Origin of the sequence: Anaerozeibacter quisquiliarum, from assembly GCF_051162045.1 — a bacterium.
Classification (GTDB): domain Bacteria; phylum Bacillota; class Clostridia; order Christensenellales; family Aristaeellaceae; genus Anaerozeibacter; species Anaerozeibacter quisquiliarum.
Genome location: NZ_JBISDI010000003.1, coordinates 103,011 through 125,766, shown reverse-complemented (window position 1 = coordinate 125,766; position 22,756 = coordinate 103,011). Strand labels below are relative to the sequence as shown.

The window sequence follows — 22,756 nt, the reverse complement described above, 5'->3', positions numbered from 1 at the left end:
GCGCAATCGGCGCATGGTGTAATATATACGTAAAACAGCGAAGGGATTCGTAGCCGTATGATGATGTTCCCGGTCGCCATCGCCCGGATCGAGGACGCCGCGTCGCGCGCGTTCATGCAGCGGTTGTATGAGGATCAATACGACCTCATGTACGCGCAGGCGCGCAAGCTGCTGAGCGAGCCGCAGGACGCGGAGGACGCGACCCAGGAGGCGGTGGCGCGGCTCGTCGAACGGGTCGACGTGCTGATGCGCCTCGAGGATTACAAGCTGCGCGCCTACGTCGTCGTCACGGTGAGAAGCGTCGCGTTCAACGAACTGAAGCGGCGCGGCCATACCGATTGGGGCGATCCCGAGGATGTGTTCGAGCGGACGCCTTCGAGCGAGGAGGACGTGGACGCGGCCCTTTTGTGGGAGGAAACGGCGTCCAGGTTGGTCGAGTGCATCGAGCGGCTGCCCGAGCGCGACCAGACGGCGCTCGGCATGAAGTACGTGCGCGAGATGTCCGACGGGGAGATTGCCGGGGTGTTGGGCGTAAAGCGCGACAGCGTCCGGCCGCTGCTCAAGCGCGCCAGAGCGCGCGCCCGGGCCGTGTGGGAGGAGATGAGCGCCGATGACGCATGAACACGAGGGCGGCATGACGCCGCGCGAGCAATACGAGGACGCGCTGTTCCGCGAGGCCATGTGGCGGGTGGAGCAGCGCCGCGCCGCGCGCCTAGCCGCCGAGGGCGGCGCCGTGGCCGAGGAGGCGAAGGCGGCCTACGAGCGCGCGCTGCCCGCGCTGTACCGCGCGCTGGAAAAGGGGCTTGGCCGCAACCGGCGGCGGCGCTTTTTTCGCCATACCCTGCCGCGCGTGGGCCGGGTGGCAGCCGCCGCGCTGCTGATCGCGTTCCTCGGCGGCACGGCGGCGCTGGCGGCCATCCGGCCGCTGCGCGTGTACCTGACGCGCTTCCTAATCAGCACCACCGAGGTGCGCACCGAGCTGGGGCTTGAAGTGGACGGGGAACGCTTCGTGGACGTGCCCGGGGACTGGCCGGGGAGCTACTATCCGACCTACGTGCCGGAGGGTTTCGCGCTGGCGCAGGTGCGGGGCGACGAAATCGAATGCGGCGTGCGGTACGACAACGCGGCGGACCAATCGCTGTACTTCGACGAGAACACGGCGGACACCCGGATGTTCATCAACACCGAGGGCGCGAAAATCGGGCACGGCACGATCCGGGGGCAGCAGGCGATGTTCGCGGAGCAGGAAGCCAAGGGGTATTGCTTCGTGACTTGGGCGGTGGCGGACAGGTTCTTTGTCGTTCGATATGACGGCGATCTGGAAACCGCGAAACAGGTGTCCGAGAGCGTCACACGAGTTAAATAATTGTAAAACTATATTTTGTCTGCTGCATTTTCCCTTTTCAGTCGTTTTACATAATGAAACGTATTGAGAAGGGAGTTTTTGTCGATATGAAGAAGCTTGTTTGGCTGTTCGCGCTGCTCATGCTGCTTCCGGCGGCGGGCTATGCGTCGGAGTTCCGGGATTTCAAACGGCTACGCTTGTGCGGCATATATTATGCTACGGAATATTAATCTTCTTAAGAATAGTCATCATGGGTTCATCAAGAAAACTACGATCCGGCTCCGCCGGCACTGAATAGCCGCTCGCTATGAGATACGGCATGTTGTGCGCCTGATGAAGAGAGAGCGAAGAGTAAGTGTACACGCCGTTCATATCTTCATTCCATTCCTTTTGGACAATGCCGTTTTTATCGATGAACAAGAGCTGTTGCGTCTGGTATCGAGGCCCAACGCGTGCGGAAGCCAAGTAACCATCCTGCACCGGAATGATGGAGGTCATACGCCCCTCGGTGATTCGCCTATCAGTGCCACGCATATGATAGGTGTGGTCTGTTCGCCAAACTTGTCCAAGCTCGGTAAATTTTGCGATGAACCCCTTTCCCCACCGATCATCTGTGAGGGGGAGCGCATCTGCGAGGGAGCCATACGTATCTCCTATTAAGATAATGCCATCCTGATCCGCCCAAACGGCGGCCGTGAATTCCTCGGAGGATAGTCCATCATGGCGCCACAAAATAGTGCCCCGATCGTCGAAGGCGATCACGACACTGGTCGGGTCGTGTTCGCGGTCTCCCTCCCGGATGGTCTTGCTACCAAATGCTACATGGGTATCGCCTCGTGTCAATATGCCCTTGAACGTAAGCCACTCTGGCCAATCAATCTGCCAAAGCAGTTCCCCATCAAAGTTCATTCTGATGATACTGGCCGAAGCAGCGTCTCGATTGATGGTCATCAGAAAACCGTTCGGTGCGGGAAATACGCCCATTATGCCCTCCATGGGCTCGGACTGCCAGACGATCTCCCCTTGCTCAATCAACTGCACGACAAAGGTATTATACCCGGGGTAATTGGGCTCGGAACATAGGGCAATGATCGTATCATTGTCCAGCCATGCCGCCGAGCGATATAAACCCGTTGACCCCGCCTTATGTGTGCCCTGTATTGACCACAGAGCATGCCCATTCACGTCGATACCAAACATCTCAGGGGCACTGTCCATCGGTGTGCCCGTGGACCCTGACAGCAGAAATGTTCCATCTTCGTTACAATCGACATGCGTCAAAAAGAAATCGCTTGGGCACTGGACTTCAACAACATTTGATTGATCGGCAAATGCCGTCGTCAATCCGAACGGAATCAACAGCATCGCCACGAAAACACATACAAAGCCCTTCACATCTTCACCCTCTCATTAATATTTATATAATATAGACGCAACCATGCGCAATTTGTTCCAATATTCTTCCAAGTGCAAGATCGACCAAAGTGCGGTAGCGGTACAGCCACGGCTTAGCGCTACCGACGTGGCGCATTTCTCCAAGATCTTCAAAAAGGTGCAGGGCCAGTCGCCGGTCAGATATCGGGCGGGGATATAGGGGCAGCCCGCGACGCGGTACGCACCGACACAGGCTATTGCTGAAAATCTTGCGCGCAATCGGCGCATGGTATGTTTCGTATGACGGGCCAATTGAGATCGCGAGGCAGGTGGCCGAGAGCGTCACGAAAGTTAAATAACCGTAAAATATCATTTTGTCTGCTACATTTTCCCTTTTCAAGTGTTTTATATAGTGAAACACATTGAGAAGGGAGTTTTTTGTCGAAATGAAAAGAGTTGTTTGGCTGTTCGCGCTGCTTATGCTGTTTTCAGCGACGGCGGGCTATGCGTCGGAGTTCCGGGATCATGGAATTCAGACTTATTACGTAGGCACCAGAGATGCCAAGGCACAGTTGACCATCAGCACTTCGGGGAAGGCAAGCTGTACAGGCACGGCCAAGCCGGAGGCTTCGACCAGCAAGGTATCGATCACGGTGAAGCTCCGGCAAAAAAGGATGACGGCGCGTGGGCCGTCATCGGCCGATGGACGGATTCCGGCAGCGGGAAGGACGGCATCGAAATCAGAGAGACGATGCCGGTCGAGCGTGGGTACAGCTACCAGGTGGTCATGACCGGCACCGTCCGGGACGCGGCCGGCAAGGTGCTGGACAACATCTCGGAAAAATCCTCGGTCAGGCGTTACTGAAGGCCGGGCGAACAGGCGATTCACCTTGCGGAGCGCTACGCAGGGTTGGGTTGAAAACCGGGGACTCGTCGTCATGGAAGGAACGCATTCTTCGATCCCGGCAGTTCATTGGGAGGTGGTTGTGGCAAGCATGTAAATTGTTTTGGAATAAACGCGAAGTTTTGTACGACCAATGTTTATGAGGAGGAAAAATCATGAAGAGGATCATTGCGGTTTTGTTGCTGGCGGTGGCTCTGTGCCAGGTGGCGCTTGTCGCGAGCGCTGTGCAGTACCCGTATACCTACGGTGGGCCACTTAAGAAAAACGGCATCGCGACGACGAAGCATCAGAAGAAAGAGTCGGCAACCGATACCGATGCCAAGTGCACCTTGGATCAAGTAACGCCCGGCGATGCGTGGGTCGGTTACAATATGTGGTATGAGAGCAGAAGCAACTATGTAACTGTGACAACAGTTGCAAAATCCACCGGCGCATACTCCATTCAGTACAAATATCCCCATGGCATAGAAGGCAACTACTATGGTCTGGGTGTAAAAAATCACAAGAACAACGGCGTGAATATCCACACCGACGGAACGTGGAGGCCGTAGACGCGGCTACGTAGGCCCGGGGCTGCCGCGAAGGATTGCTCCGCAACGGGCGGGATCTTTGCGGCAGCCCCTCCCCAATGGTGCAGACGAATCAATCATACGAGGAGGTATATTTCGATGGAACACCGTGCGAGGAAGCTGTCATGGCTGCTGTGCCTGGCCGCCGCGCTCGGCGCGCAGCCGGCGCTCGCCCAGCGCCTGGATCAGGCGCATCGCGTTCGCCGCACCGAAATTACGTTTCAGGCCGAGGTGGACGCACCGCAGGTGGCGACGGGCCACCCGCTGATCGTTCAGCGAAAGCAGTGGTCGGTCGACGAGTTAACCGCCCAGTTCTACGCGGGCAAGGCCGTGGAAGTCAGGAAGGTCGAAAGAGAAGGGCTCCCCGAGGATTTTGTTCACTACGAATTTCTGTGCGACGGAGCCACATCCACCCTCGTGCGTGGTTATTGGACGTATCGTGCCGACGGCAACATCATGTCCTACCTGCTCGGCACGTTTGTTCCGCATCCGGAAAACGCGCGGATCCCGGGGCTCGACGCGGAGTGGGCCATTGGGCTTACGCGCGACCGGGCGTCCGCGCTGGGGCTGGAGCCGGGCAGTACACCCGATGTGAGGGCGTTGGAGCAAGGCGACTGGGCCGCGCTTTATCGAGAAGAGTACGAATCGACGCCGGAGGACGATCGGGCGAGGATGACCGCACCTAACGCCTATCGGCCGCCGCAGGCGGGTTATTGGATTCGCATGGCGCTGTGCTTGGACGGCATCCCCATCATGCGGCAGTCTTATGTGAGCATGAAACTCAATCGGGACATATCCGAAAGCCGGTTGGAAGCCTATGTGACGGCGGAAGGGATTGCGTACTTCTCCGTCAATGGCGATCCGTATGAGATCGCGGAGCGAAAGGACGAGCAAATTGCGCTCTCGCTGGAGCAGGCTGTCGACGCCTTCCTCAAGCGCTACGAGAAACTGGCGACGAACGCGCCCGTCGTCGTGGATCGGGTCGCCTATGAGTACGTGCCCGCGCCCGTCAAGGGCGACGAGGCGCGTTATGAGGCGCGCCCGGCGTGGTGCTTCTACTTTCAAGGCGGGGAGGATCGGTTTGACCGAACGGGTTACGCCACGGTTTACATTGACGCGCTGACCGGCAAGGAAATCACATAAGGGGGATGGGCGATGACGGCGATCGATTTGCGCCGAAGCATGGGGTGGCTGTTGGCGGTGGCCGCGGCCGCCAACGCGGCGCAGTACATCCTGGGCAATTACTCCAGCCTGCTCGGCCCAGCCAACGCCCTGATGGCCTTTGAGTACGGGCGCAATTTCGTCCTGATGGGCTGGCTCGCTCCGGCTTTGTGCGCGCTGCCCTACTGCGTCGGCTTCTGTATGGACTGGAAGAGCGGGTTTGCCATCCCGCAGCTGCTGCAGGTCGGGAGGAAGCGGTTCATCAAGTCCAAGCTGCTGGCGGCGGGCGTCAGCGGCGGCGCGGTGTTCGCGCTGGGCACGCTGATCTTCTTTGGCGTGTGCTGCGCCTTCTTGGGCCTGGACGGATATCGGGAGGCCTTTGGTCATCTGACGACGGGGACACACGCCATGGTGCATACCAACCTCGCGGTGTACATCGCGGGCATGGCGGGCCTCCAGTTTCTGGGCGGCGCGACCTACGCGCTGTTCAGCCTCGCGTTTTCGGCGTATCACCCCAATCCCTATTTTGCGCTGGTGGTGCCCATGCTGGTCAGCGACTTAAGCATGTTGTTGAGCGCGAGGCTGAATCTGCCATCCTATATGAACATCGGCATGCTGGCGGACGGGGCCGTGAATCTGAGCTTTGCGGGCGCCATGATCGCGGGGCTATGTGTGTTTGGATCCCTCATCGCGCTGTGCTGCGCGCTGTTCTCGCTCGGCGTTCGAAGGAGGATTGAAAATGGGTAACGCGAGAGGCGGCCTGCGCTCCGGCCTGTACAGCCTGCGCCGAATGCTGACCAGGCCGCAGCTTTACATGGCGCTCGCGACCATGTTCTTATTTCTGGAAAGCGACGTATCCATGCTCTACGCCTTTACGCGCGACTATGAGCTGCGTATGAATGTATGGGGATTTATTGCCATGGTGCTGTCCAATCCTTACTACGGAACGATTGTGAGCATCGGGGCGATCGTGCTGTTCGCCGACGCGCCGTTCTACGACGAAATGCAGCAGGACATACTGTGCCGGATTGGGCAAAAAAAGTGGATCACCGGGCAGATCCTGTATGTCTTTGCCGGAACCGCGATTTACATGGGCCTGCTGTTCGCAATGAAGGCGCTGCTGCTGGCGCCGTATGTGGAATTTGGCAACGATTGGGGCGACGCGCTGTCCACCATCGTGTACACCAGTGTCGCACAGGAATACGCAGCGATGGATTTCTACGAGATCATTTTGGAGGAATTCACGCCGCTGAGCGCGTTCTTTCTGTCAACGGCTCTGCGCATGGCGGTGATCGTCACCTGCGTGCTTTCCATGTTTGCCATCAACACGGCGTCGCGCACCAAGTATGGCGCGGCCGCCGCGGTGTTTATCCTGCTGCTGGACGTGACGGACTTCCTGCCGCGCGTCGTCCGGCGCTTGTCCATCTCGACGCTCGCGCGCCTCTCCGCGTTTGATTACGGGTACAGCCCGGGCGAACCCACCCTTCCGCTCGCCATAGGTGTGCTGGTCGGTTGTCTGATCGTTTCCATTGGCGTCGTCGTCGCGATTGGCCGGCGTTTCGATGTGGCGGATCTTCTCAATCGCGGATAAAGGAGGGCAAGCGCATGATTTGCGTAACCAATGTATTCAAATACTACGGTCGGATGACGGTGCTGGACGACGTATCCGCGACCTTTGACCGCGGAAAAATCCACGGATTGATCGGGCGCAACGGCTCGGGCAAGACCGTGCTCATGAAGTGCATCACGGGGCTGATCCGCGTCACGTCGGGCACGATCTCGGTCGACGGGCAGGTGGTGCGCAAGGACATCGAAACGCTGCCCAGCCTCGGCGCGATCATCGAGACGCCGGGCTTTCTGCCGTATTGCTCGGGCTATAAAAACCTGGCGCTGTTGGCGCAATTGAACAAAAAAGCCGACAGGAACGCCGTCCACGCCGCAATCAAGACGGTCGGCCTCGACCCTCACAACCGCAAATGGGTGAGCAAGTACTCCATGGGCATGCGCCAGCGCCTGGGCATCGCGCAGGCCATCATGGAAGACCCGGACCTTTTGATCCTGGACGAGCCGATGAACGGCCTGGACAACGCGGGGGTGCAAGATATGCGCAAGCTGTTCCTCGAACTCAAGGCGCGCGGCAAGACCATCCTGCTGGCCAGCCACAACCGGGAGGACATCGAAGCGCTGTGCGACACCGTCTGCGAGATGGATGCCGGCAAGCTGACGCGCGTGCGGTAGCGGTACAATTGCGGTCTGGCACCAAGGCGCCGGGCAGCCCCTGCCGCCTGAAGGTTCGGGCGTGATCAGGGGCGCCGGTCGGTGTGGGGGCCGGACAACATCTCGGAAAAATCCTCGGTCAGGCGTTACTGAAGGCCGGGCGAACAGGCAATTCACCTTGCGGAGCGCTACGCAGGGTTGGGTTGAGGAAATTTCGGGAGGTGATTGTTGCGAAAGTAAGCAATCTGTGGGCCCCGGACCAAATTCAATACAACCAATTATACGAGGAGGTGATGTTAAGATGAGGAAAAATATCGTCGTTCTGTTGGTTCTCACTCTCTTGGTTCTGCTGAATACCGCTGCCGCCGCCTATGTAAGTCCGGGAAAGATGTTCGACTGGGAAGTGTATGGGAACGAAGCCGGGCACCATGTCGCTACGCTGGAGAAGGAAGACACCGGACAGCAATGGCGCGTAAAAATCAAGGAGTACACACGCTGGGGTGGCCCTTGTGAAACCTACTTTAACATCCGCAACCAGGCCGGAACCCGGATGTCAAAGGCGAGGTTGTTTATCGGGGCGCAGGACAAAACGACAAGCTACCAGAAGACGGCCAAAGAGGGGAAAAAGTACACCTTGACATGTGAGATTAAGGACAGCACCCTCGTCGGGCCGCCTGCGGAGAATTTCACATCGGGGCATGGGCTGTGGTCTCCGTAATGTAGAACGCTTTGTAGACAGACTTATGGGGGGAATCATCGGGGGAGTTCCCTGATGATTCTCCCCCCCTCGAGAGAAAAGCTATGGGAGGAAAGACTTATGATGCGCAAGTGGGCGGTTATGTACCTGATCGTGTTTTTGTCGGCGTTTCCATGGATGGCCGTCGGGCAGGAAAACGCCGCGGTAACGTTTAACCCGGAGATTCGCGCGTCGGCCTGCGCGCAGGCGCCCATATGGATATGCGAGCCGTTGTTTGTCGACCGCGCGCTGGCGGCCTCTCTGCTGATGGGGGATCGCGTAGCCCACGGACGACAGACCATACGCCCGGAAGACCCCGACAGTGAAGGCGTGGATCTATGGGAATACGAAGACGAACAGCACGACGCCTCATTATCCGTCTCAAATCAGGGGAGTCTCACGTATTATACACACCAAGCGCGTTATGTGGAGGCGATCATCAATCCGCTCAGCGGGGTATATCCGGATGTGGATTTGCCTTTCGCGTCGCGCGCGGACGCCGAGGCACGCTGCATCGACCTGCTAAAGCAATTGGGGATAGACGCGCGCCCCTATTGGGTAGCGGCGCTCGATCAGGCGACATTGCAGGGCGCTTACGACGAGCAAGCCCAGGAATTGCAGGAACTTGAGCAAAGTGGTTGGGCCCCTTACATAAAACAATCGTGGACACCCGAGGATGCGTGCTACTTCATCAAATTGCGCGTATACATCGGAAATCTGCCCATTGTGATTCATGATTTTTCCCCAATTGTCAGCACATGGCTTACGCAGGGCAGTGAGATATGGATGATGGTCGACAAACAGGGTGTGACGTACCTGGAGGTTCAGGGGTGTCTATATCGCGGGGTTGAAACGCTCGAAGCACAACCTTTGTTGAGTCTCGATCAGGCCAAGGACCACATGATTCGTTGGGCCGATCATTTTTTGAACGTCCCCGCCATTTTGATAGACGATATCCTTTTGGAATACCGCCCCAACATCCACCCGGGGTACAGGCCTGATCAGCGTGTCGAAATGACACCTGCGTGGATTTTTGTCGAACGCAGGGTTATGCCAACGGGGCACATCGCCTATAGAGAGCCCCTGACGATAAACGCCGCAACCGGAGAGGTGATGTAGCATGCGCCGGGGACACACTTTCCCGGGTTGTGTGCGCGCGGACATTCGGCGCATGGTTCTCGCCCCGGGATTGTATGTGGCGCTTGCGTTGATCCTGCTCATTCAATATCAAGGGGTCTGCGAAGATCTGGGGTTTATGGACATCGACGTGCTATATTTGTTTACGCTATCGGCGGACATTGGGAAGATGCAGTGGCTGATGCCCGCAGTCTCAACGCTTGTTTTCTCCGGCGCGTTTTTTGAGGATTGGAGCAGCAAAATGCATCGCGCGCAGCTTATGCGCGCCGCCCGGGAGACATACCTGTCGTCCAAGGCGCTGTGCTGTTTCGTCGGGACCTTTATTACCGTATTTGCGGGTGTGATGTTGTTTGTGGCGCTGTTGTCCATGAAATTCCCATTGTTGCTGCAATCATCGGATTGGGCAGAACATGTCGCCTCCAGCGGAGGCGCTCTGCTGAACGGGGGCCACATTCTTGCGTATCTGCTCGTATTGGCGAGCTTCCGCGCCTGCGCCGCGGCGATGTGGGCGACACTGGGGCTTTGCGTGTCCGCATTGTGCAAAAGTCGGCTTTCACTGCATCTGGTCCCATTTTTGGTTTCTTACGCCGCGCGGTTTCTCAATCGCATCTTGCCGACGGGCGCATATTCCCTCTTCGCTTTAGAAGTGGGGGCAACGCGTATGACAGACCCCCTGCTCGCCTTGCGAGTCACGCACGGCGTGTATCTGACGTTTACAGTCTTTCTCTCCATTTGCTTCTATTTTTTGGGCGTCAGGAGGCTTAAGGATGGTTCGTAAATTATATGGCGTGAGCCTGTACGCGTGGAAGAAACGCCTTGGCAGCCCCCGGTTTTATCTGGTATCGCTGTTGACGGTGCCCATTGTGCATTACTTTTCTGACGGCATTGTGCGCATTTGCGCCGATGCGGGCACGGGCTATTCCCCCGCGGAATTGTTTACATTCATTGCTTGCGACCATTTGGCCAACGCCTTCTTATATCTTGTGTGGATTGCATTGATGTGCGGGGATTCTTTCGAAGACGAAGGCACCTCCCTTCTGGTTTTGCGAAGCGGACGCCGGACGTGGTCCGCCGGTATGGCGGGGCATATCATTTTGGTTGGTTTGATCTATTGGTTCATTGTCTTTGGCGTGTGCATGGCCCTGCTTCATGGATACTGGCTGTGGAGTGATGGTTGGAGCCGTATGACGATGACCATGGCCTACACGACTGCGGCTTCGGACTACGCGCTCAATTTTACCATACCCCTAAAAATAACCGCGCTTTATCGTGTGTGGGAGGCGGCATTCGCAAGTTTTTTACTCCATGTGTTGGTCAGCGCCCTTATGGGGCTATGCGCCCTGTCCATCGGAGGGATCTGGGGGATTGTCATTCCGTTGGCCTTTGTCTTGCTGGATATATCTTTTTACGGCCTCGGATTGCCCAAGTTTGTTTACTTTTTCTCCCCGGTTTCGCTTAGCGATCTATCTGTGTTGGATCCGACTCGAACCGACTACCTGCCATCTTTGCGTTATGCTTTTCTGGCGTTGACGATGGGCGTGCTCCTGCTGATTGCCGCCTGTCAGATCAAGGCATCCCGAAAAAATTTTTGCGCGTAGCGCCTTTCAATCATTGAATAGCCGAGGAGGTTGCGTCCCATGAGCAGTGTGGCATTAAACCAAGTGACAAAAACCTTTGGGAAGACCACGGTATTGCATGAACTGTCGGGATCGTTTCCGAGCCAACAAATACATGGAATCATCGGGCGGAATGGGTCAGGCAAAACGGTATTGTTCAAATTGATTACAGGATTGATGCCCTCAACATCCGGTGAAATTCTTGTAGAAGGAAGGCGCATCATGCCAAGTCATCCGCACGTTCCGGACGGAATTGGCGCCATCATTGAAACGCCCGGGTTTCTTCCATATTTCAGCGGCTATCGCAACCTTTCTTTATTGGCTTCAATACGTCACCAATTGACCCCGGCACAGATAAAGGAGACCATGTTATTGGTCGGCCTCGACCCTCACAACCGCAAATGGGTGAGCAAGTACTCCATGGGCATGCGCCAGCGCCTGGGCATCGCGCAGGCCATCATGGAAGACCCGGACCTTTTGATCCTGGACGAGCCGATGAACGGCTTGGACAACGCGGGGGTGCAAGATATGCGCAAGCTGTTCCTCGAACTCAAGGCACGCGGCAAGACCATCCTGCTGGCCAGCCACAACCGGGAGGACATCGAAGCGCTGTGCGACACCGTCTGCGAGATGGACGCCGGCAAGCTGACGCGCGTGCGGTAGCGGTCGTGGTCCTGCAATTGCGGCTTAGCATCGCTTCCGCCCAGCAGCGCGCCCGAAGTGACGGCGGTACAGCGCGAACGCCGTGCCGCCGTCGAGCAGCACGCGGGAAGGGTGCAGGGTAAGCGCCGGTCAGTTATCGGGCGGGGATATAGGGGCGGCCCGCGACGCGGTACGCGCGGAACAGGCCTTTGCTGAAAATCTTGCGCGCAATCCGTTTATGGTGTAACACCTGAATTGACCGCATTTGCGGTCTCTTGCGCAAAGCCCGGGAAATCCAGCAACCACGGGGCATTCCCGTTGCAGCGGAAGGGAGACGTATGCGCTAACGAGTATCTGAGACGGGCGATTTGGTGCGATTTGGGCATGCGAAGCCGCATCAGGATAGCAAATGGCAAGGGTAACGCGACTTCGGTTCAAATCGAATATAGGCGCGGGCGCGAGCGAATCGGGACCACACATCGGAACGGCTCACAATGGCGCCGATCTGAGGTAGCCCCACTCCCCTTCGGCGGAGGGGCGCCCGAAGGGCGGGGCGAGCCCCTGTAACCAATCGGCCTCGAAAGACTTCCGCCCGGCTGGCCGCAGGCCCGCGAAGCGGGCGAGGCGGACAGCCGGGCGGAAGTCTTTCGAGGCCAGGCGGCTTCAGCCGCCTTCGTATTCTGCCAGCGCGTACGTCCACGCGTCGTCGGAGTAGATGTAAGTCAGGAATGCCTCGTCGGCTATGCCGTCGGAATCCTGGCCGCGCGCGTTCTGCGCGTCGATCACCGCCAGCATGGTGTTCTTGTCGAAGGTGCCGAGTTTGACATCGCCCTCGTTCTTGATGTACCCGAGCTCGATCAGGCGATTTTGGAGCGCTTTCACCGCGTCTCCGGTGTCGCCGCGTTTGAGCGACTGGCTGCCGGGTTCGGGCGCGGAGGAGGACTTCTCATAGACCGGCGCACTGTCCGAGAACAGCTCCATTTGAAGCTCGACCGTGGCCACGCCGTCTTGCTTGAAGCCCAGCGCCTTCTGGAAACGCTTGACCGCGTCGGTGGTCAGCTTCTTGTAGTTGCCGCCGATGCTGCCCTCAAAGTAGCCGAGCGCCTTGAGCCGCTTTTGCAGCTTCTTGACCTGCGTGCCCGAATCGCCCGGTTTGAGCTTTACGTAGTCGGCGCCGGGTTCGGGTTCGGGCTCGCCCTCGGCGGGCAGCGCGTCGTCGGAGAACAGTTTCTTCTGCAGCGCGGGTGAGGCGATGCCGGTCTTGGGCTTTCCGTAGCGCGCCTCAAACTGCTTGACCGCGTCGGAGGTGCGGGGGCCGAAGTTGCCGTTGACGCTGCCGCCGTAGTAGCCGAGGTCGGCGAGCCGCTGCTGCATCCGCTTGACATGCGCGCCGGTGTCGCCCTCGCTGATCTCCACATAGTCGGGATCGGGCTTGGGGTCGGGCTTGTACTTGGGCGCGTTCGATGAGAACAGCTTTATTTGCAGCGCCGTCGTGGCGGTGCCCGTTTCTTTGACATTGATCGCCTTTTGGAACCGCTTGACCGCCTCGGTGGTCTTGGCGAGGTAGTTGCCGCCGATGTCGCCGTCGAAATAGCCCAGTTCCTTGAGCCGCTTTTGCAGCTTCTTGACGGCCGCGCCGGTGTCGCCCGGCGACAGCACCGGGTATTCGTCCGGCTCCTCGGGGTCGTCGCCCTCGTAGAACGGGGCGGTCTTCGAGTACAGCTTCTTCTGCAGCGCGGCGCTGGCCACGCCGCTTTCCTTCTCGCCCACGGCGCGCTGGAACAGCTTGACCGCGTTCACGGTGCTGTTTGCGAACTTTCCGTCGGCGGTGCCGCCAAAGTAACCGAGCGCCTTGAGCCGCGCCTGCAGCTTCTTGACGGTCGCGCCGCTCGAGCCCTTCGACAGTTTTTCATACCCGTCGGGCGCGGGGGTGGGCGCGGCCTCGTAGTAGGGCGCGCTTGAGGAGAACAGTTTCTTCTGCAACGCCACCGTGGCGACGCCGGTCTGCTCGAGGCGCAGCGCCTTCTGGAAGTGCTTGACCGCGGTCACGGTGGCCGAGCCGTAGTCGCCGTCGGACTTGCCGCTGAAATAGCCGAGGGTACGCAGCCGGTTCTGCAGCCGCGTCACGCGCGAGCCGGTGTCACCCCTGGACAGCTGCTCGTACTGCGGGGCGGGATCGGGCTTCTTGGTCGGGGAAGGGGTCCTAAGGGGCGCTTCGTAGCGGGGCGCGTTCTTGTTGAACAGCGCCTCCTGCAGCGACGGTGTGGCGACGCCGGTCTCGCTGTAGCCCATGATGGATTGGAAGCGCTTGACCGCGCTCGTGGTGCCGCTGCCGTACTTGCTGTCCACGGTGCCGGTATAGTAGCCGAGCGCCTTGAGCCGGTTCTGCAGGTCGCGCACCGCGCCGCCGCTGTCGCCCGAGGAGAGCTGCTCGTAGTCAGACGACAGCCGCTCGTAACCGTCCTGCGCGTTGGGCCTCGGGGTCTGCCGGGGCCTGGCCGTGGGCGCAGGCGTCGCAAACACATCTTCATCGGTGGTGTCGATCGGCGTCTCGCCGCTCACGGTGTTGTCAGCTTTCCAGCCCTGGCCCACATCGGTGGTGGGCAGGTTGTCTACGTCGGCCGTGGGCGCGGGCGTCGCGGTCGGCTCGGGCGAGACCGTCGGGAACGGCAGCACCTCGTCGATGCCAAACGCCGAGAGCGGATCCTCCACCTTGTCGGGCGTGTTTGAACAGCCGCCCAGCAAGAGCAGCGCGGCCATCGCGAGTATAAAAAGCGTCCAGGAAACGATTTTCTTCATCCGTATCACCCTCACTGGTGTCAATTGCCCGTCGGGCCTTGGGGTATTTGGCACTGGTACTTCTTAGGACGCACGCGGCGCGCCGAAAGTTGCAGCGCCTGCCACATTCTCTCCCAACTTATCTTGGGCGCGCTGCGCCCGGGCGCGCGCGGATGCCGCCAGGATGACGACGCCGTCCTCCTCATGCCAGAGGGGGAACAGCGCGCGCAGCATCGCCTCGTCCACAAAAAACTCGGCCTTCTCGTTGTCCGACAGGTAGATGTAGTCGACCGCGTAACGGTCAAGCAGCGCGCGGCTGTCCGCCGGGCGCTCGAACATGTCTCGCGCGGCCTCGCGCTGCGCCTGATAGCCGACGCCGTGATAGAACAGGTAGCTGCCGGTGCCGCACACGATCTTGCGGCCGGCAAGCGCCGCCGCGGCGTTGTTGTGCTGGGTGCCGGTCAGGAATACCGCGTCGGGGAACGCGTGGGCGTCCACGTAGGCGGCGGCGCGCGTCTCGCCCTCGGAAAACAGCTGGTAGTCGCTGACCGCCTCGCGCGCCACCGTCATCGCGCCCGACATAAGGCAGGCCGCCATGAACGCCGCCGCCAGCAGCGCGCGCGCCCGAACGCCGTGCATCCGATCCCACATCAGCGACAGAAACCGGCCGACCAGCGGCATCATGACGAGAAACGCCACGTAAAACAGCTTGTTGTTGTCGTATTCGTTTTGCTGGAACAGCACGAGCTCGGCCACCGCGTACAGCACCAGCGCGCCAACGGTGAGCGGTTTGACCCGCCGGGGTGCATTCAGCGCGGCGGGCAGCATCAGCAGATACACCGGCCCCACGTTCTTGATCCAGAACCAGAAGTAACCGTCGATGAAGCCGGACTCGGTCCGGTTGACCCAATTGAACCAGGGTCTGAGTACGCCCCCGCCGAGCGTCTGCGGCACCGTCCACAAAAGCAACTGCGGCAGCGCCAGCAGCGTAGCCAGCGCACCGTAAATCACAAAACTCATAAGCAGCCGGCCGCGGTTGCGCGCGCCTTTCAGGCTCGCCAGCATCGCGCCCAGGCTGATAAGCCCCAGCGCCAGAAAGCTGTGGGTATGCACCATGGGCAGCGCCCCCGCCCACGCGCCCAGGCAGACGAACCAGAACCGGTCCTCGGTGCGGATCGCGCGCGCCAGCATAATCAGCGCGGGCATCAGCAGCACCCAACCGGCCAGCAGCGTGCGCTGAGGGATCATCATGTCGCAGACCACGTTGACCCAGCGCAGGTTGAGGTCGGGCATGTTGGCGGGCGCGCGGTAGAAGCCCTCCATCATCTCGCGCAGCGCCATCCCGTTTGACGGCCAGCCGTCGAGCACGTAGGCGAATCCCAGCCCGCCGTTCAGGAACGTAAGCAGATACGCAATCGCCACCGCCTGGGCATCGCGCGTCAGTTCCCAGGCGAACAATACAAAGCCCCAGAACACAAGCCCCATCGCCAGCGCGCCCGGCACGATGAACGACCAGGCAAGCGGCGTACCCAGCGTGAGCATGCTGGCCGACAGCGCGTCAAACAGGAACGGATAGCCGAGCGTGGTGCCGGGCAGCAGCGTGTACTCGGGCGGGTAGCTGGCCCCGCGCAGCCCGGTCGCGATCCCCAGGTGCAGGCTCAGGTCGCCGTAGGTCGACTGGCCCACGTGCAGCGCGCCGCCCTCCGGCCTGAGCACATGGGTGTACATCAGGTAGCAGGACAGCAGGAAAAAAGGCACGACCAGCACGAGCGTCAGCCATAGCGGCGGGCCGTCCTGATCGTGCGCGTCATCGCTCGGCAGCGTCAAGCGGCGCGGGATCAGCCGCGCGAGCGCCGCCAGCAGCGCGGCGGTGAGCAGCGCAAACAGCTGCGCCCCCATGGTGAACCCGACGCCGAACGCGAACAGGCTGGGCAGCCACATCATCATCATCAGGCCCAGCGCGCAGCCGAACAGCGAGCGGGCCTGCGCGTTCAGCCGCCCAAAGAGCGCCTGCGCGCAGACAATGCCCAGCGCGAGGAACGCGCCCAGCATCAGGATGCCCAGCATACGCAGTTCACACCTTCATGAGATATTTTGTCAACAGCTTGACACCGGCTTCCATGTCCTCGAGGCTCACCACCTCGGTCGCCGAGTGCACGTAGCGGCAGGGGATCGACAGCACGCCCGAGCGCACGCCGCCGCGCGACAGGTGGATGCGCCCGGCATCGGTGCCGCCGTAGGTCAGCACCTCGCGCTGGTACCGAGCGCCCGCCTCGTCGCCCGCCCGCTCGAGCGCCGCCACCACGCTCGGCGCGCACACGAGCGAGTTGTCCATGATCTTGACCGCGATGCCCGCGTTTAGCTTGACCGGCAGGCGGTCAGCCTTGGGCGGGTCGCCGGCCGGCGTGACGTCGATCGCCACCGCTTCGTCGGGCCGCACGTCGTAGGCCGCCGGGCCCGCGCCGCGCAGCCCCACTTCCTCCTGCGTGGTGAACACAAAGGCGACCTCGTTCGGGCAGTCGCGCAGCTGCCTCAGCACCTCGATCAGCAGCGCGCAGCCGGCGCGGTCGTCCATCGCGGGCGCGCTCAGCAGGTTCTCGGTCAATTCGCACAGCTCGGGCACGTAGGTCGCCATGTCGCCGATCTCAACCCGCGCAAGCGCTTCCTCGCGCGAGGCCGCGCCAATGTCCACAAACATGGCCTTCATCGAGGCGTCCTTGGGGTCGTGGTCCTCGGCCTCGTAGGACAGCACGCCGCGTACCCCGTTTTCAAACACCAGGTGGCGGTTGAGCGAGTGCAGCCGGCGCGGATAGCCCACGTTGTGCACGCGCAAAAAGCCGTGCTCGTCGGCCTCGGTCACCACAAAGCCGATCTGATCCATGTGCGCCGCCAACATGATGCGCCGGCCTTTCCCCTGCTTGACCGCGATCAGGTTGCCCAGCGCGTCCGTGCGCATCTCGTCCACATAGGGCCTGATTTCCTGCTCGACAACGGCGCGCACCGCGTCCTCACGCCCCGACGGGCCGAACGCGTAGAGCAGCTTCTTCAGCGTTTCTTTCATATCGATCAACGTCCTTTCGATGATTCAATGGCCGCGCCCTCGTTGAGGAACGCCTCGGCCAGCCGGTACTGCGCTTCGATGTCGTTTGCATTCGCCACGTTGGCGGGCGAGTGGATGTTGCGGCAGGGGATCGAAACCGGGCATACGGGCACCGCGCCCGCTTCGCGCTGCAGCGCGCCCGCGTCGTTGCCGCCCGCGACGAAGGCCTTGACCTGCCAGGCGATGCCCCGCGCGTCCGCCAGCTCGCGCAGCCGCCGGTTCAGCGCCGGGTGCGCGATCGAGGCGTTGTCCATGAACGATATGGCCGCGCCCCGGCCCGGGACGCACACCCGGAAGTGGGGATCGACCTTGCCCAGGTCGTTGGCGGTGGTGGCCTCGAGCACGAGCGCGCAGTCGGGCTTTACCTGCCGCGCGGCCACGGTCGCGCCTCTGAGGCCGACCTCCTCCTGCACGGTGAAGGCGAAAGTCACGTCGCAGGGATAGCGCCCGGCAAGCAGCCGCAGCAGGTTGTAGCAGCCCACCCGGTCGTCGAGCGCCTTGTCCTTGACGAAGCCGTCGCCGAACTCCACGTAGCCGGGCTCGAACGAGATGTAATCGCCCAAGGATACAAGCTTCTGGGCGGCCTCCCTGTCCTTCGCGCCGATGTCCACGAACAGCTGCTTGTGGGTGAGCGGCTGCTTGCGCTCATCGGGCGATTGCAGGTGGATGGCCTTGCAGCCGATCACGCCGGGGATCAGGTCCTTGCCCACGCGCATGCGCTTGCTGACCATGATGCGCGCGTCGATGCCGCCCACCGGCTCGTAGACGATCAGCCCGTCGTCCTTGAAGCCCAGGACGATCAGCCCCACCTCGTCCATGTGGGCGGCCAGCAGCGCGTGATTGGGCCGGGCCGCCGTGCCGCGCTTGAACGCCAGCACATTGCCCATCCGATCGATTTTGACCTCGTCGGCCAGCGGTTTGATTTGCTCCAAGATGTAGTTGCGCACCGCGCCCTCATCGCCCGATACACCGGCGAGGCGCGTCAATTCCCTCAGTTCCACAGGTCCACCTCCCCGGCCCGGCTGATTTCCTCGATGAACAGCCCGACCAGCCGTCCCACCTCGCGCAGCACCGTGAGGTCGATCAGTTCGACCGAGGAGTGCATGTACTTGAGCGGCACGCCGATCAGCAGCGTGGGTACGCCCGCTCCGGCAATTTGAATCGAGCGCGCGTCGGTTCCGGTGGGGTGGCCGCAGGGCTCGACCGAGTAGGCGACGCGGTTCGCGTCGGCCACCTCCATCAATTTTTTCGTAAGGCCCGGATGCATGTTGGGCCCCACGGCGATCGTCAGCTTGTCGAGCGGGAAGGTCTCCCACTTGTCCGCGTCCGGCGTCTCGGCGTGGGTGACGTCGATCGCAATCGCGATGTCGGGCCGAAGCGCGTAGGCGGCCACCGCCGCGCCGCGGCAGCCCGGCTCCTCCTGCGACGCCGATACGAACAGCGCCTGCGCCGCGCAGCGGGCATGCGACAACCGCTCTGCGGCTAAGAGCAACGCGGCCACGCACGCGCGGTCGTCCATCGTCTTGCCGGCCAGGCGCTCGCCTTGCAGGGCGACAAGCGGCGCGCGCATCGTGACATTGTCGCCCACGCGCACGCGCTCGCGCACCTTTTCAGCGCTCATCCCGACGTCCACGTACAGGTCCTTCATCTGCACCGCCTGCTTCCGGTCCTCGGCCGACAGCAGGTGCGGCGGCTTCGCGCCCACCACGCCGTAGAGCGGCCCGCCCGCCGCATGCACCGTGACCTCGCTCGCCGGCAGCACGCGCGCCGGCAGAGCGCCGATGTTGGTTACCCTGAGCGCGCCGTCCTCCTCGATGCCCAGCACCACGAGGGCGATCTCGTCCTGGTGCGCGGTCACCATCACGCGCGGCCCGCGCTCGCCCAACCGCGCGACCACATTGTAGAGCGGGTCGATGGTCACTTCATCGACCATGGGCCCAAACGCCTCGGCGATATGTTCCGCCACCGCGCGCTCGTATCCCGGCAGTCCCGGCAAGGCGGCCGCCGCCTCAATAAAACCCCTTAGCTCCATCCCGTCACCAGCTTTCAGCAACATCTCTTTTCATTATACCCCGCGCCCCTCGGCCTTGGCAAGCGGTAGCCGATCGGGTTCTTCAACCTTTAATCATCCGTTTGGCGAAATGGGCTTGTCTGCCGCCACCCTCTGCGCTAAAATGAAGCTGTATATCATTGGAAGGGGATCGAAGCGCCATGAAAAGCGACCGAAGCACACAAAACCTACTCGTCGCCACCGCGCTGATGGCGGCAATCGTGTTCGTGACCACGCGGTTCATCCAGATCGACCTAGGTTTTTCCCGCATCAAGACCGGCAACGTCTTCTGCCTGCTCGCCGGTATGCTGCTGGGCGGCTGGCACGGGGGGCTGGCGGCGGGCATCGGCTCGATGCTCTACGACCTGACCGACGCGCGCTACGCTTCGATGTTCTACGTGACGCTGATTAACTTCTTTGCGATGGGCTGCGTATGCGGGCTGATCGCGCACGCGCGCGGCGCGCGCGGGCGCAACTTCCGGCAAAACCTGCTCGCCGCCGTGAGCGGCCAGGCCACTTACATCGCGCTGTACTTTCTGTCCAACGTCGTCCAGCAGATCAGCGGCAACACGCAGACCGTTCAAAGCGCCGCGATTGCCATGCTGCCCAAGCTCGGCGTGTCGGCAATTAACGCGGCGATCGCGGTCACGCTGTCGCTCGTAATCGCGGGGCCGCTGATGTCGGCACTTGAGAAAAACGGCCTGCTCGACAGGCTTTCATAGGAAAAAGGAGGGCGCGCATGGAACCGATCTACGTCACCGGCCACCGCAACCCCGACACCGACTCCATCGTATCGGCCATGGCTTACGCGGCGCTGCGCAACGCGCTGGGCGGTCGAAGCTACACGCCGGTGCGGCTGGGTCCGGTCAGCGACGAAACGCAGATGGTGCTCGACCGGTTCGGCTTTGAAGCGCCGCCTCTGCTGCGCGACGTGCGCAACCAGGTGATGGACCTGAAATTCGACACCCCGCCGGCGCTGAACGCCGCCGTCACCGTCAGCCGGGCCTGGTCGGTGCTCAAGGCGGACCGCTCAGTGCTGGCGATCCCGGTCACCGACGACGGCGGGCGGCTGTACGGCATGCTGACCTCGGACGACATCGCCGCCTACGACATGCGCTCGGTCGACGACCCGGCCGCCGACGCTGTCCCGGTGTGCAACCTCCTAAGCGCGCTCGAGGGCCGCATCGCCAACGGCGAGGACAAGCTCGTGGGCGCGGTGTCGGGCGAGGTGGTGATCGCGCTGCCCGGACCCGAGGGGCCGCCGCTCGGACTGGGGCCCGGCGCGATCGTGCTGTGCGGCAACCAACCCGACGCGATCGCGCGCGCCGCCGAGGCCAAGGCCAGTTGCGTGATCGTGTGCCAGGCCGAACTCACCGAGGAGATGGCGCGTTCTCTCGGCGATACGCTGGCGATCGTGACGCCCTGCGACGTGTACCGCGCCGCCCGCATGATCTATCAGTCGATCCCGATCGGGCGCGTGTGCCAGACCGAGGCGCTGGTGGCGTTCAGCCTGACCGACTACGTGGACGACGTGCGCGAGAAGATGCTCGAGAGCCGCTACCGCTGCTATCCGGTGCTCGATGAGCAGGGCCTCGTGGTGGGTACGCTGTCCCGGTTCCACCTGATTCGGCCCTCGCGCAAGCGCGTGGTGCTGGTCGACCACAACGAGTCGGCGCAGTCGGTGCCCGGCCTCGAGCAGGCGGAGATCCGCGAGATCATCGACCACCACCGGCTGGCCGACGTGCAGACCGGCGCGCCCATCTTTTTCCGCAACGAACCGGTGGGCTCGACGGCCACGATCGTGGCCACAATGTACCAGGAGCGCGGCCTGATGCCGCCGCCCAAGCTCGCGGGGCTGATCTGCGCCGCAATCCTGTCGGACACGGTGATGTTCAAGTCGCCCACCTGCACGGAGCGCGACCACCGCATGGCCGAGCGCATGGCACGCATCGCCGACATATCGATCGATGCGCTGGGCCACGACATCTTCACGGCCTCCTCGACCGAGGAAAAGCCCGCTTCCGCGCTGTACCTGTCCGACTTCAAGGAGTTCCGCATCGCGGGCCACAACATCGCGATCGGCCAGATTACCTGCCTTGATTCCGCGCGGGTGCTGGCGCGGCTGCCCGAGTTTTTGCAGGTCATGAACGAGCGCGCCAAGACCCACGGCTACGACATGCAGCTGTTCATGATTACCGACGTGCTGCGCGAGGGCACCGAGTTAATCATCCTCGGCGACGAGGACATCATCCGCCAGGCCTTCGGCGTGGAAGTCAAGAACCACCACGCCTTCCTCCCCGGCGTCGTCTCGCGCAAGAAGCAAGTGGTGCCGATGCTGTCGCTGCTCTGGGGCTGATTCCTCCATTCCCCTCCCCGCAGGCGGGGTGTAACCTGTTGCCGGCACAATCCCCGGCTCTTTTTAGCCATTCTAACCAACCTCATGATGAGATTGGTTAGAATGGCTAGGTAAGCGCCGATTAAAGCACGCGTGCGGTGGCGCGCTGAATTTCCGTCAGATTGCGCTTGCAAAATTTGAAGGCGTAGCGGCGCTACGTCGAGGATTTTGCAGGCGCAAGATGGCGCAAAGGCAGCCGCCACCGCGCGTGGGATTTGATCGGCGGTTACCTGGAATCGTTTGGAGGGCGCATGCTCAGGCTTCCCGCCATGCTTCCCCGTTTCCGCCGCAAAATGAAATGGAGCCTCCGCAAGGGAGACTCCATGGGCAGGCAAACTCAGCGCTTCGAGAACTGGGGCGCGCGGCGGGCGGCCTTGAGGCCGTACTTTTTGCGCTCCTTCATGCGCGGGTCGCGCGTCAGGTAGCCGGCGCGCTTGATCGCTCCTTTAAGTTCCTCGTCCGCCTTCACGAGCGCGCGGGCGATGCCGTGGCGCGCCGCGCCGGCCTGGCCGGTGTAGCCGCCGCCGGTCACGGTGACCAGCACGTCAAAGCGGGCCAAGGTGTCGGTCAGCGTCATGGGCTGACGCACGACGGTCTTGAGCGTCTCGACGCCGAAATAGTCGTCGATGGCGCGCTTGTTGATCACGATGTTGCCTTCGCCGGGGATCAGGCGGACACGGGCGATCGCCTTCTTCCTGCGGCCTACGGCGCTGTAGCAAACTTCAGACATGA

General features: G+C 61.4%; 23 protein-coding genes. 16 read left to right on the top strand and 7 right to left on the bottom strand.

The features are described from left to right. The first annotated feature begins 57 nt into the window (after nucleotides 1–57). The 3 genes from ACH6CV_RS02340 (at nucleotide 58) to ACH6CV_RS02330 (ending at nucleotide 1,575) form a co-directional block, all read left to right on the top strand. Nucleotides 58–621: an RNA polymerase sigma factor gene (locus tag ACH6CV_RS02340; protein WP_456356541.1), complete on the top strand. Its 564-nt coding sequence runs from the start codon at nucleotides 58–60 to the stop codon at nucleotides 619–621. Beyond that, nucleotides 611–1,366 carry a DUF4367 domain-containing protein gene (locus tag ACH6CV_RS02335; protein ID WP_456356540.1) on the top strand — a complete coding sequence of 252 codons (756 nt, stop codon included), beginning with the start codon at nucleotides 611–613 and terminating at the stop codon, nucleotides 1,364–1,366. The genes ACH6CV_RS02340 and ACH6CV_RS02335 overlap by 11 nt, the downstream gene beginning before the upstream one ends. A gap of 86 nt (nucleotides 1,367–1,452) precedes the next feature. Further along, entirely contained in the window at nucleotides 1,453–1,575 is a 123-nt protein-coding gene (locus ACH6CV_RS02330; RefSeq protein ID WP_456356539.1) for a hypothetical protein, read from the top strand. On the opposite strand, the gene ACH6CV_RS02325 is transcribed toward ACH6CV_RS02330, so the two are convergent. Next, the gene (locus tag ACH6CV_RS02325; protein ID WP_456356538.1) at nucleotides 1,562–2,740 is read right to left on the bottom strand and encodes a hypothetical protein; all 1,179 of its coding nucleotides are present in this window, start codon (nucleotides 2,738–2,740) and stop codon (nucleotides 1,562–1,564) included. The two genes, ACH6CV_RS02330 and ACH6CV_RS02325, sit on opposite strands and share 14 nt — an antisense overlap. A 391-nt stretch (nucleotides 2,741–3,131) precedes the next feature. Between ACH6CV_RS02325 and ACH6CV_RS02320 the strand changes: the two genes are divergently transcribed. The 11 genes from ACH6CV_RS02320 (at nucleotide 3,132) to ACH6CV_RS02270 (ending at nucleotide 11,722) form a co-directional block, all read left to right on the top strand. Further along, nucleotides 3,132–3,584, top strand: coding sequence for a hypothetical protein (locus ACH6CV_RS02320; RefSeq protein ID WP_456356537.1), 453 nt, complete (start codon nucleotides 3,132–3,134; stop codon nucleotides 3,582–3,584). A 194-nt stretch (nucleotides 3,585–3,778) separates the two neighbouring features. After that, complete coding sequence (locus ACH6CV_RS02315) at nucleotides 3,779–4,174, top strand: hypothetical protein (RefSeq protein ID WP_456356536.1); 396 nt, start codon at nucleotides 3,779–3,781, stop codon at nucleotides 4,172–4,174. Between the two features lie 117 nt (nucleotides 4,175–4,291). Beyond that, a complete protein-coding gene (locus tag ACH6CV_RS02310; RefSeq protein ID WP_456356535.1) occupies nucleotides 4,292–5,335 on the top strand; it encodes a hypothetical protein in 1,044 nt (347 codons plus the stop codon). Nucleotides 5,336–5,347: 12 nt separating this feature from the next. After that, entirely contained in the window at nucleotides 5,348–6,100 is a 753-nt protein-coding gene (locus tag ACH6CV_RS02305) for a hypothetical protein (RefSeq protein ID WP_456356534.1), read from the top strand. Then, complete coding sequence (locus ACH6CV_RS02300; RefSeq protein WP_456356533.1) at nucleotides 6,093–6,944, top strand: hypothetical protein; 852 nt, start codon at nucleotides 6,093–6,095, stop codon at nucleotides 6,942–6,944. Before ACH6CV_RS02305 ends, ACH6CV_RS02300 begins: the two co-directional genes overlap by 8 nt. A 14-nt stretch (nucleotides 6,945–6,958) precedes the next feature. After that, nucleotides 6,959–7,591, top strand: coding sequence for an ABC transporter ATP-binding protein (locus ACH6CV_RS02295; protein ID WP_456356532.1), 633 nt, complete (start codon nucleotides 6,959–6,961; stop codon nucleotides 7,589–7,591). Between the two features lie 280 nt (nucleotides 7,592–7,871). Then, nucleotides 7,872–8,288 carry a hypothetical protein gene (locus ACH6CV_RS02290; RefSeq protein ID WP_456356531.1) on the top strand — a complete coding sequence of 139 codons (417 nt, stop codon included), beginning with the start codon at nucleotides 7,872–7,874 and terminating at the stop codon, nucleotides 8,286–8,288. Nucleotides 8,289–8,387: 99 nt separating this feature from the next. Next, the gene (locus tag ACH6CV_RS02285) at nucleotides 8,388–9,425 is read left to right on the top strand and encodes a hypothetical protein (RefSeq protein ID WP_456356530.1); all 1,038 of its coding nucleotides are present in this window, start codon (nucleotides 8,388–8,390) and stop codon (nucleotides 9,423–9,425) included. Nucleotide 9,426: 1 nt separating this feature from the next. Then, nucleotides 9,427–10,221 (top strand): hypothetical protein, encoded by a 795-nt coding sequence (locus ACH6CV_RS02280; protein ID WP_456356529.1) that lies wholly within the window; start codon nucleotides 9,427–9,429, stop codon nucleotides 10,219–10,221. Further along, the gene (locus ACH6CV_RS02275) at nucleotides 10,211–11,041 is read left to right on the top strand and encodes a hypothetical protein (RefSeq protein WP_456356528.1); all 831 of its coding nucleotides are present in this window, start codon (nucleotides 10,211–10,213) and stop codon (nucleotides 11,039–11,041) included. The genes ACH6CV_RS02280 and ACH6CV_RS02275 overlap by 11 nt, the downstream gene beginning before the upstream one ends. A 39-nt stretch (nucleotides 11,042–11,080) precedes the next feature. Next, on the top strand, nucleotides 11,081–11,722 hold the full coding sequence (locus tag ACH6CV_RS02270; protein WP_456356527.1) for an ABC transporter ATP-binding protein: 642 nt from the start codon (nucleotides 11,081–11,083) through the stop codon (nucleotides 11,720–11,722). 642 nt (nucleotides 11,723–12,364) lie between these two features. Here ACH6CV_RS02270 and ACH6CV_RS02265 read toward each other — a convergent pair. From ACH6CV_RS02265 to ACH6CV_RS02245, 5 genes are all read right to left on the bottom strand, one after another. Then, complete coding sequence (locus ACH6CV_RS02265) at nucleotides 12,365–14,500, bottom strand: peptidoglycan-binding domain-containing protein (protein WP_456356526.1); 2,136 nt, start codon at nucleotides 14,498–14,500, stop codon at nucleotides 12,365–12,367. A 63-nt stretch (nucleotides 14,501–14,563) separates the two neighbouring features. Next, complete coding sequence (locus tag ACH6CV_RS02260; protein ID WP_456356525.1) at nucleotides 14,564–16,546, bottom strand: hypothetical protein; 1,983 nt, start codon at nucleotides 16,544–16,546, stop codon at nucleotides 14,564–14,566. A gap of 7 nt (nucleotides 16,547–16,553) precedes the next feature. Continuing rightward, nucleotides 16,554–17,540: a M42 family metallopeptidase gene (locus ACH6CV_RS02255; RefSeq protein ID WP_456356524.1), complete on the bottom strand. Its 987-nt coding sequence runs from the start codon at nucleotides 17,538–17,540 to the stop codon at nucleotides 16,554–16,556. A gap of 5 nt (nucleotides 17,541–17,545) precedes the next feature. Continuing rightward, on the bottom strand, nucleotides 17,546–18,580 hold the full coding sequence (locus ACH6CV_RS02250) for a M42 family metallopeptidase (RefSeq protein ID WP_456356523.1): 1,035 nt from the start codon (nucleotides 18,578–18,580) through the stop codon (nucleotides 17,546–17,548). After that, entirely contained in the window at nucleotides 18,571–19,575 is a 1,005-nt protein-coding gene (locus ACH6CV_RS02245) for a M42 family peptidase (RefSeq protein WP_456356522.1), read from the bottom strand. The genes ACH6CV_RS02250 and ACH6CV_RS02245 overlap by 10 nt, the downstream gene beginning before the upstream one ends. Before the next feature lie 215 nt (nucleotides 19,576–19,790). On the opposite strand from ACH6CV_RS02245, the gene ACH6CV_RS02240 reads away from it, so the two are divergent. Both ACH6CV_RS02240 and ACH6CV_RS02235 read left to right on the top strand, forming a co-directional pair. Then, nucleotides 19,791–20,351: an ECF transporter S component gene (locus ACH6CV_RS02240; protein WP_456356521.1), complete on the top strand. Its 561-nt coding sequence runs from the start codon at nucleotides 19,791–19,793 to the stop codon at nucleotides 20,349–20,351. Between the two features lie 17 nt (nucleotides 20,352–20,368). Further along, entirely contained in the window at nucleotides 20,369–21,985 is a 1,617-nt protein-coding gene (locus ACH6CV_RS02235; RefSeq protein ID WP_456356520.1) for a putative manganese-dependent inorganic diphosphatase, read from the top strand. Between the two features lie 376 nt (nucleotides 21,986–22,361). Here ACH6CV_RS02235 and rpsI read toward each other — a convergent pair whose 3' ends face one another. Then, nucleotides 22,362–22,754: a 30S ribosomal protein S9 gene (rpsI, locus tag ACH6CV_RS02230; protein WP_456356519.1), complete on the bottom strand. Its 393-nt coding sequence runs from the start codon at nucleotides 22,752–22,754 to the stop codon at nucleotides 22,362–22,364. Nucleotides 22,755–22,756 lie beyond the last annotated feature (2 nt).

Coding starts and splice junctions, on each gene's coding strand:
- ACH6CV_RS02340 (WP_456356541.1), top strand. CDS start 58: ATGATGATGTTCCCGGTCGCCATCGCCCGGATCGAGGACGCCGCGTCG.
- ACH6CV_RS02335 (WP_456356540.1), top strand. CDS start 611: ATGACGCATGAACACGAGGGCGGCATGACGCCGCGCGAGCAATACGAG.
- ACH6CV_RS02330 (WP_456356539.1), top strand. CDS start 1,453: ATGAAGAAGCTTGTTTGGCTGTTCGCGCTGCTCATGCTGCTTCCGGCG.
- ACH6CV_RS02315 (WP_456356536.1), top strand. CDS start 3,779: ATGAAGAGGATCATTGCGGTTTTGTTGCTGGCGGTGGCTCTGTGCCAG.
- ACH6CV_RS02310 (WP_456356535.1), top strand. CDS start 4,292: ATGGAACACCGTGCGAGGAAGCTGTCATGGCTGCTGTGCCTGGCCGCC.
- ACH6CV_RS02305 (WP_456356534.1), top strand. CDS start 5,348: ATGACGGCGATCGATTTGCGCCGAAGCATGGGGTGGCTGTTGGCGGTG.
- ACH6CV_RS02300 (WP_456356533.1), top strand. CDS start 6,093: ATGGGTAACGCGAGAGGCGGCCTGCGCTCCGGCCTGTACAGCCTGCGC.
- ACH6CV_RS02295 (WP_456356532.1), top strand. CDS start 6,959: ATGATTTGCGTAACCAATGTATTCAAATACTACGGTCGGATGACGGTG.
- ACH6CV_RS02290 (WP_456356531.1), top strand. CDS start 7,872: ATGAGGAAAAATATCGTCGTTCTGTTGGTTCTCACTCTCTTGGTTCTG.
- ACH6CV_RS02285 (WP_456356530.1), top strand. CDS start 8,388: ATGATGCGCAAGTGGGCGGTTATGTACCTGATCGTGTTTTTGTCGGCG.
- ACH6CV_RS02280 (WP_456356529.1), top strand. CDS start 9,427: ATGCGCCGGGGACACACTTTCCCGGGTTGTGTGCGCGCGGACATTCGG.
- ACH6CV_RS02275 (WP_456356528.1), top strand. CDS start 10,211: ATGGTTCGTAAATTATATGGCGTGAGCCTGTACGCGTGGAAGAAACGC.
- ACH6CV_RS02270 (WP_456356527.1), top strand. CDS start 11,081: ATGAGCAGTGTGGCATTAAACCAAGTGACAAAAACCTTTGGGAAGACC.
- ACH6CV_RS02265 (WP_456356526.1), bottom strand. CDS start 14,500: ATGAAGAAAATCGTTTCCTGGACGCTTTTTATACTCGCGATGGCCGCG.
- ACH6CV_RS02260 (WP_456356525.1), bottom strand. CDS start 16,546: ATGCTGGGCATCCTGATGCTGGGCGCGTTCCTCGCGCTGGGCATTGTC.
- ACH6CV_RS02255 (WP_456356524.1), bottom strand. CDS start 17,540: ATGAAAGAAACGCTGAAGAAGCTGCTCTACGCGTTCGGCCCGTCGGGG.
- ACH6CV_RS02240 (WP_456356521.1), top strand. CDS start 19,791: ATGAAAAGCGACCGAAGCACACAAAACCTACTCGTCGCCACCGCGCTG.
- ACH6CV_RS02235 (WP_456356520.1), top strand. CDS start 20,369: ATGGAACCGATCTACGTCACCGGCCACCGCAACCCCGACACCGACTCC.
- rpsI (WP_456356519.1), bottom strand. CDS start 22,754: ATGTCTGAAGTTTGCTACAGCGCCGTAGGCCGCAGGAAGAAGGCGATC.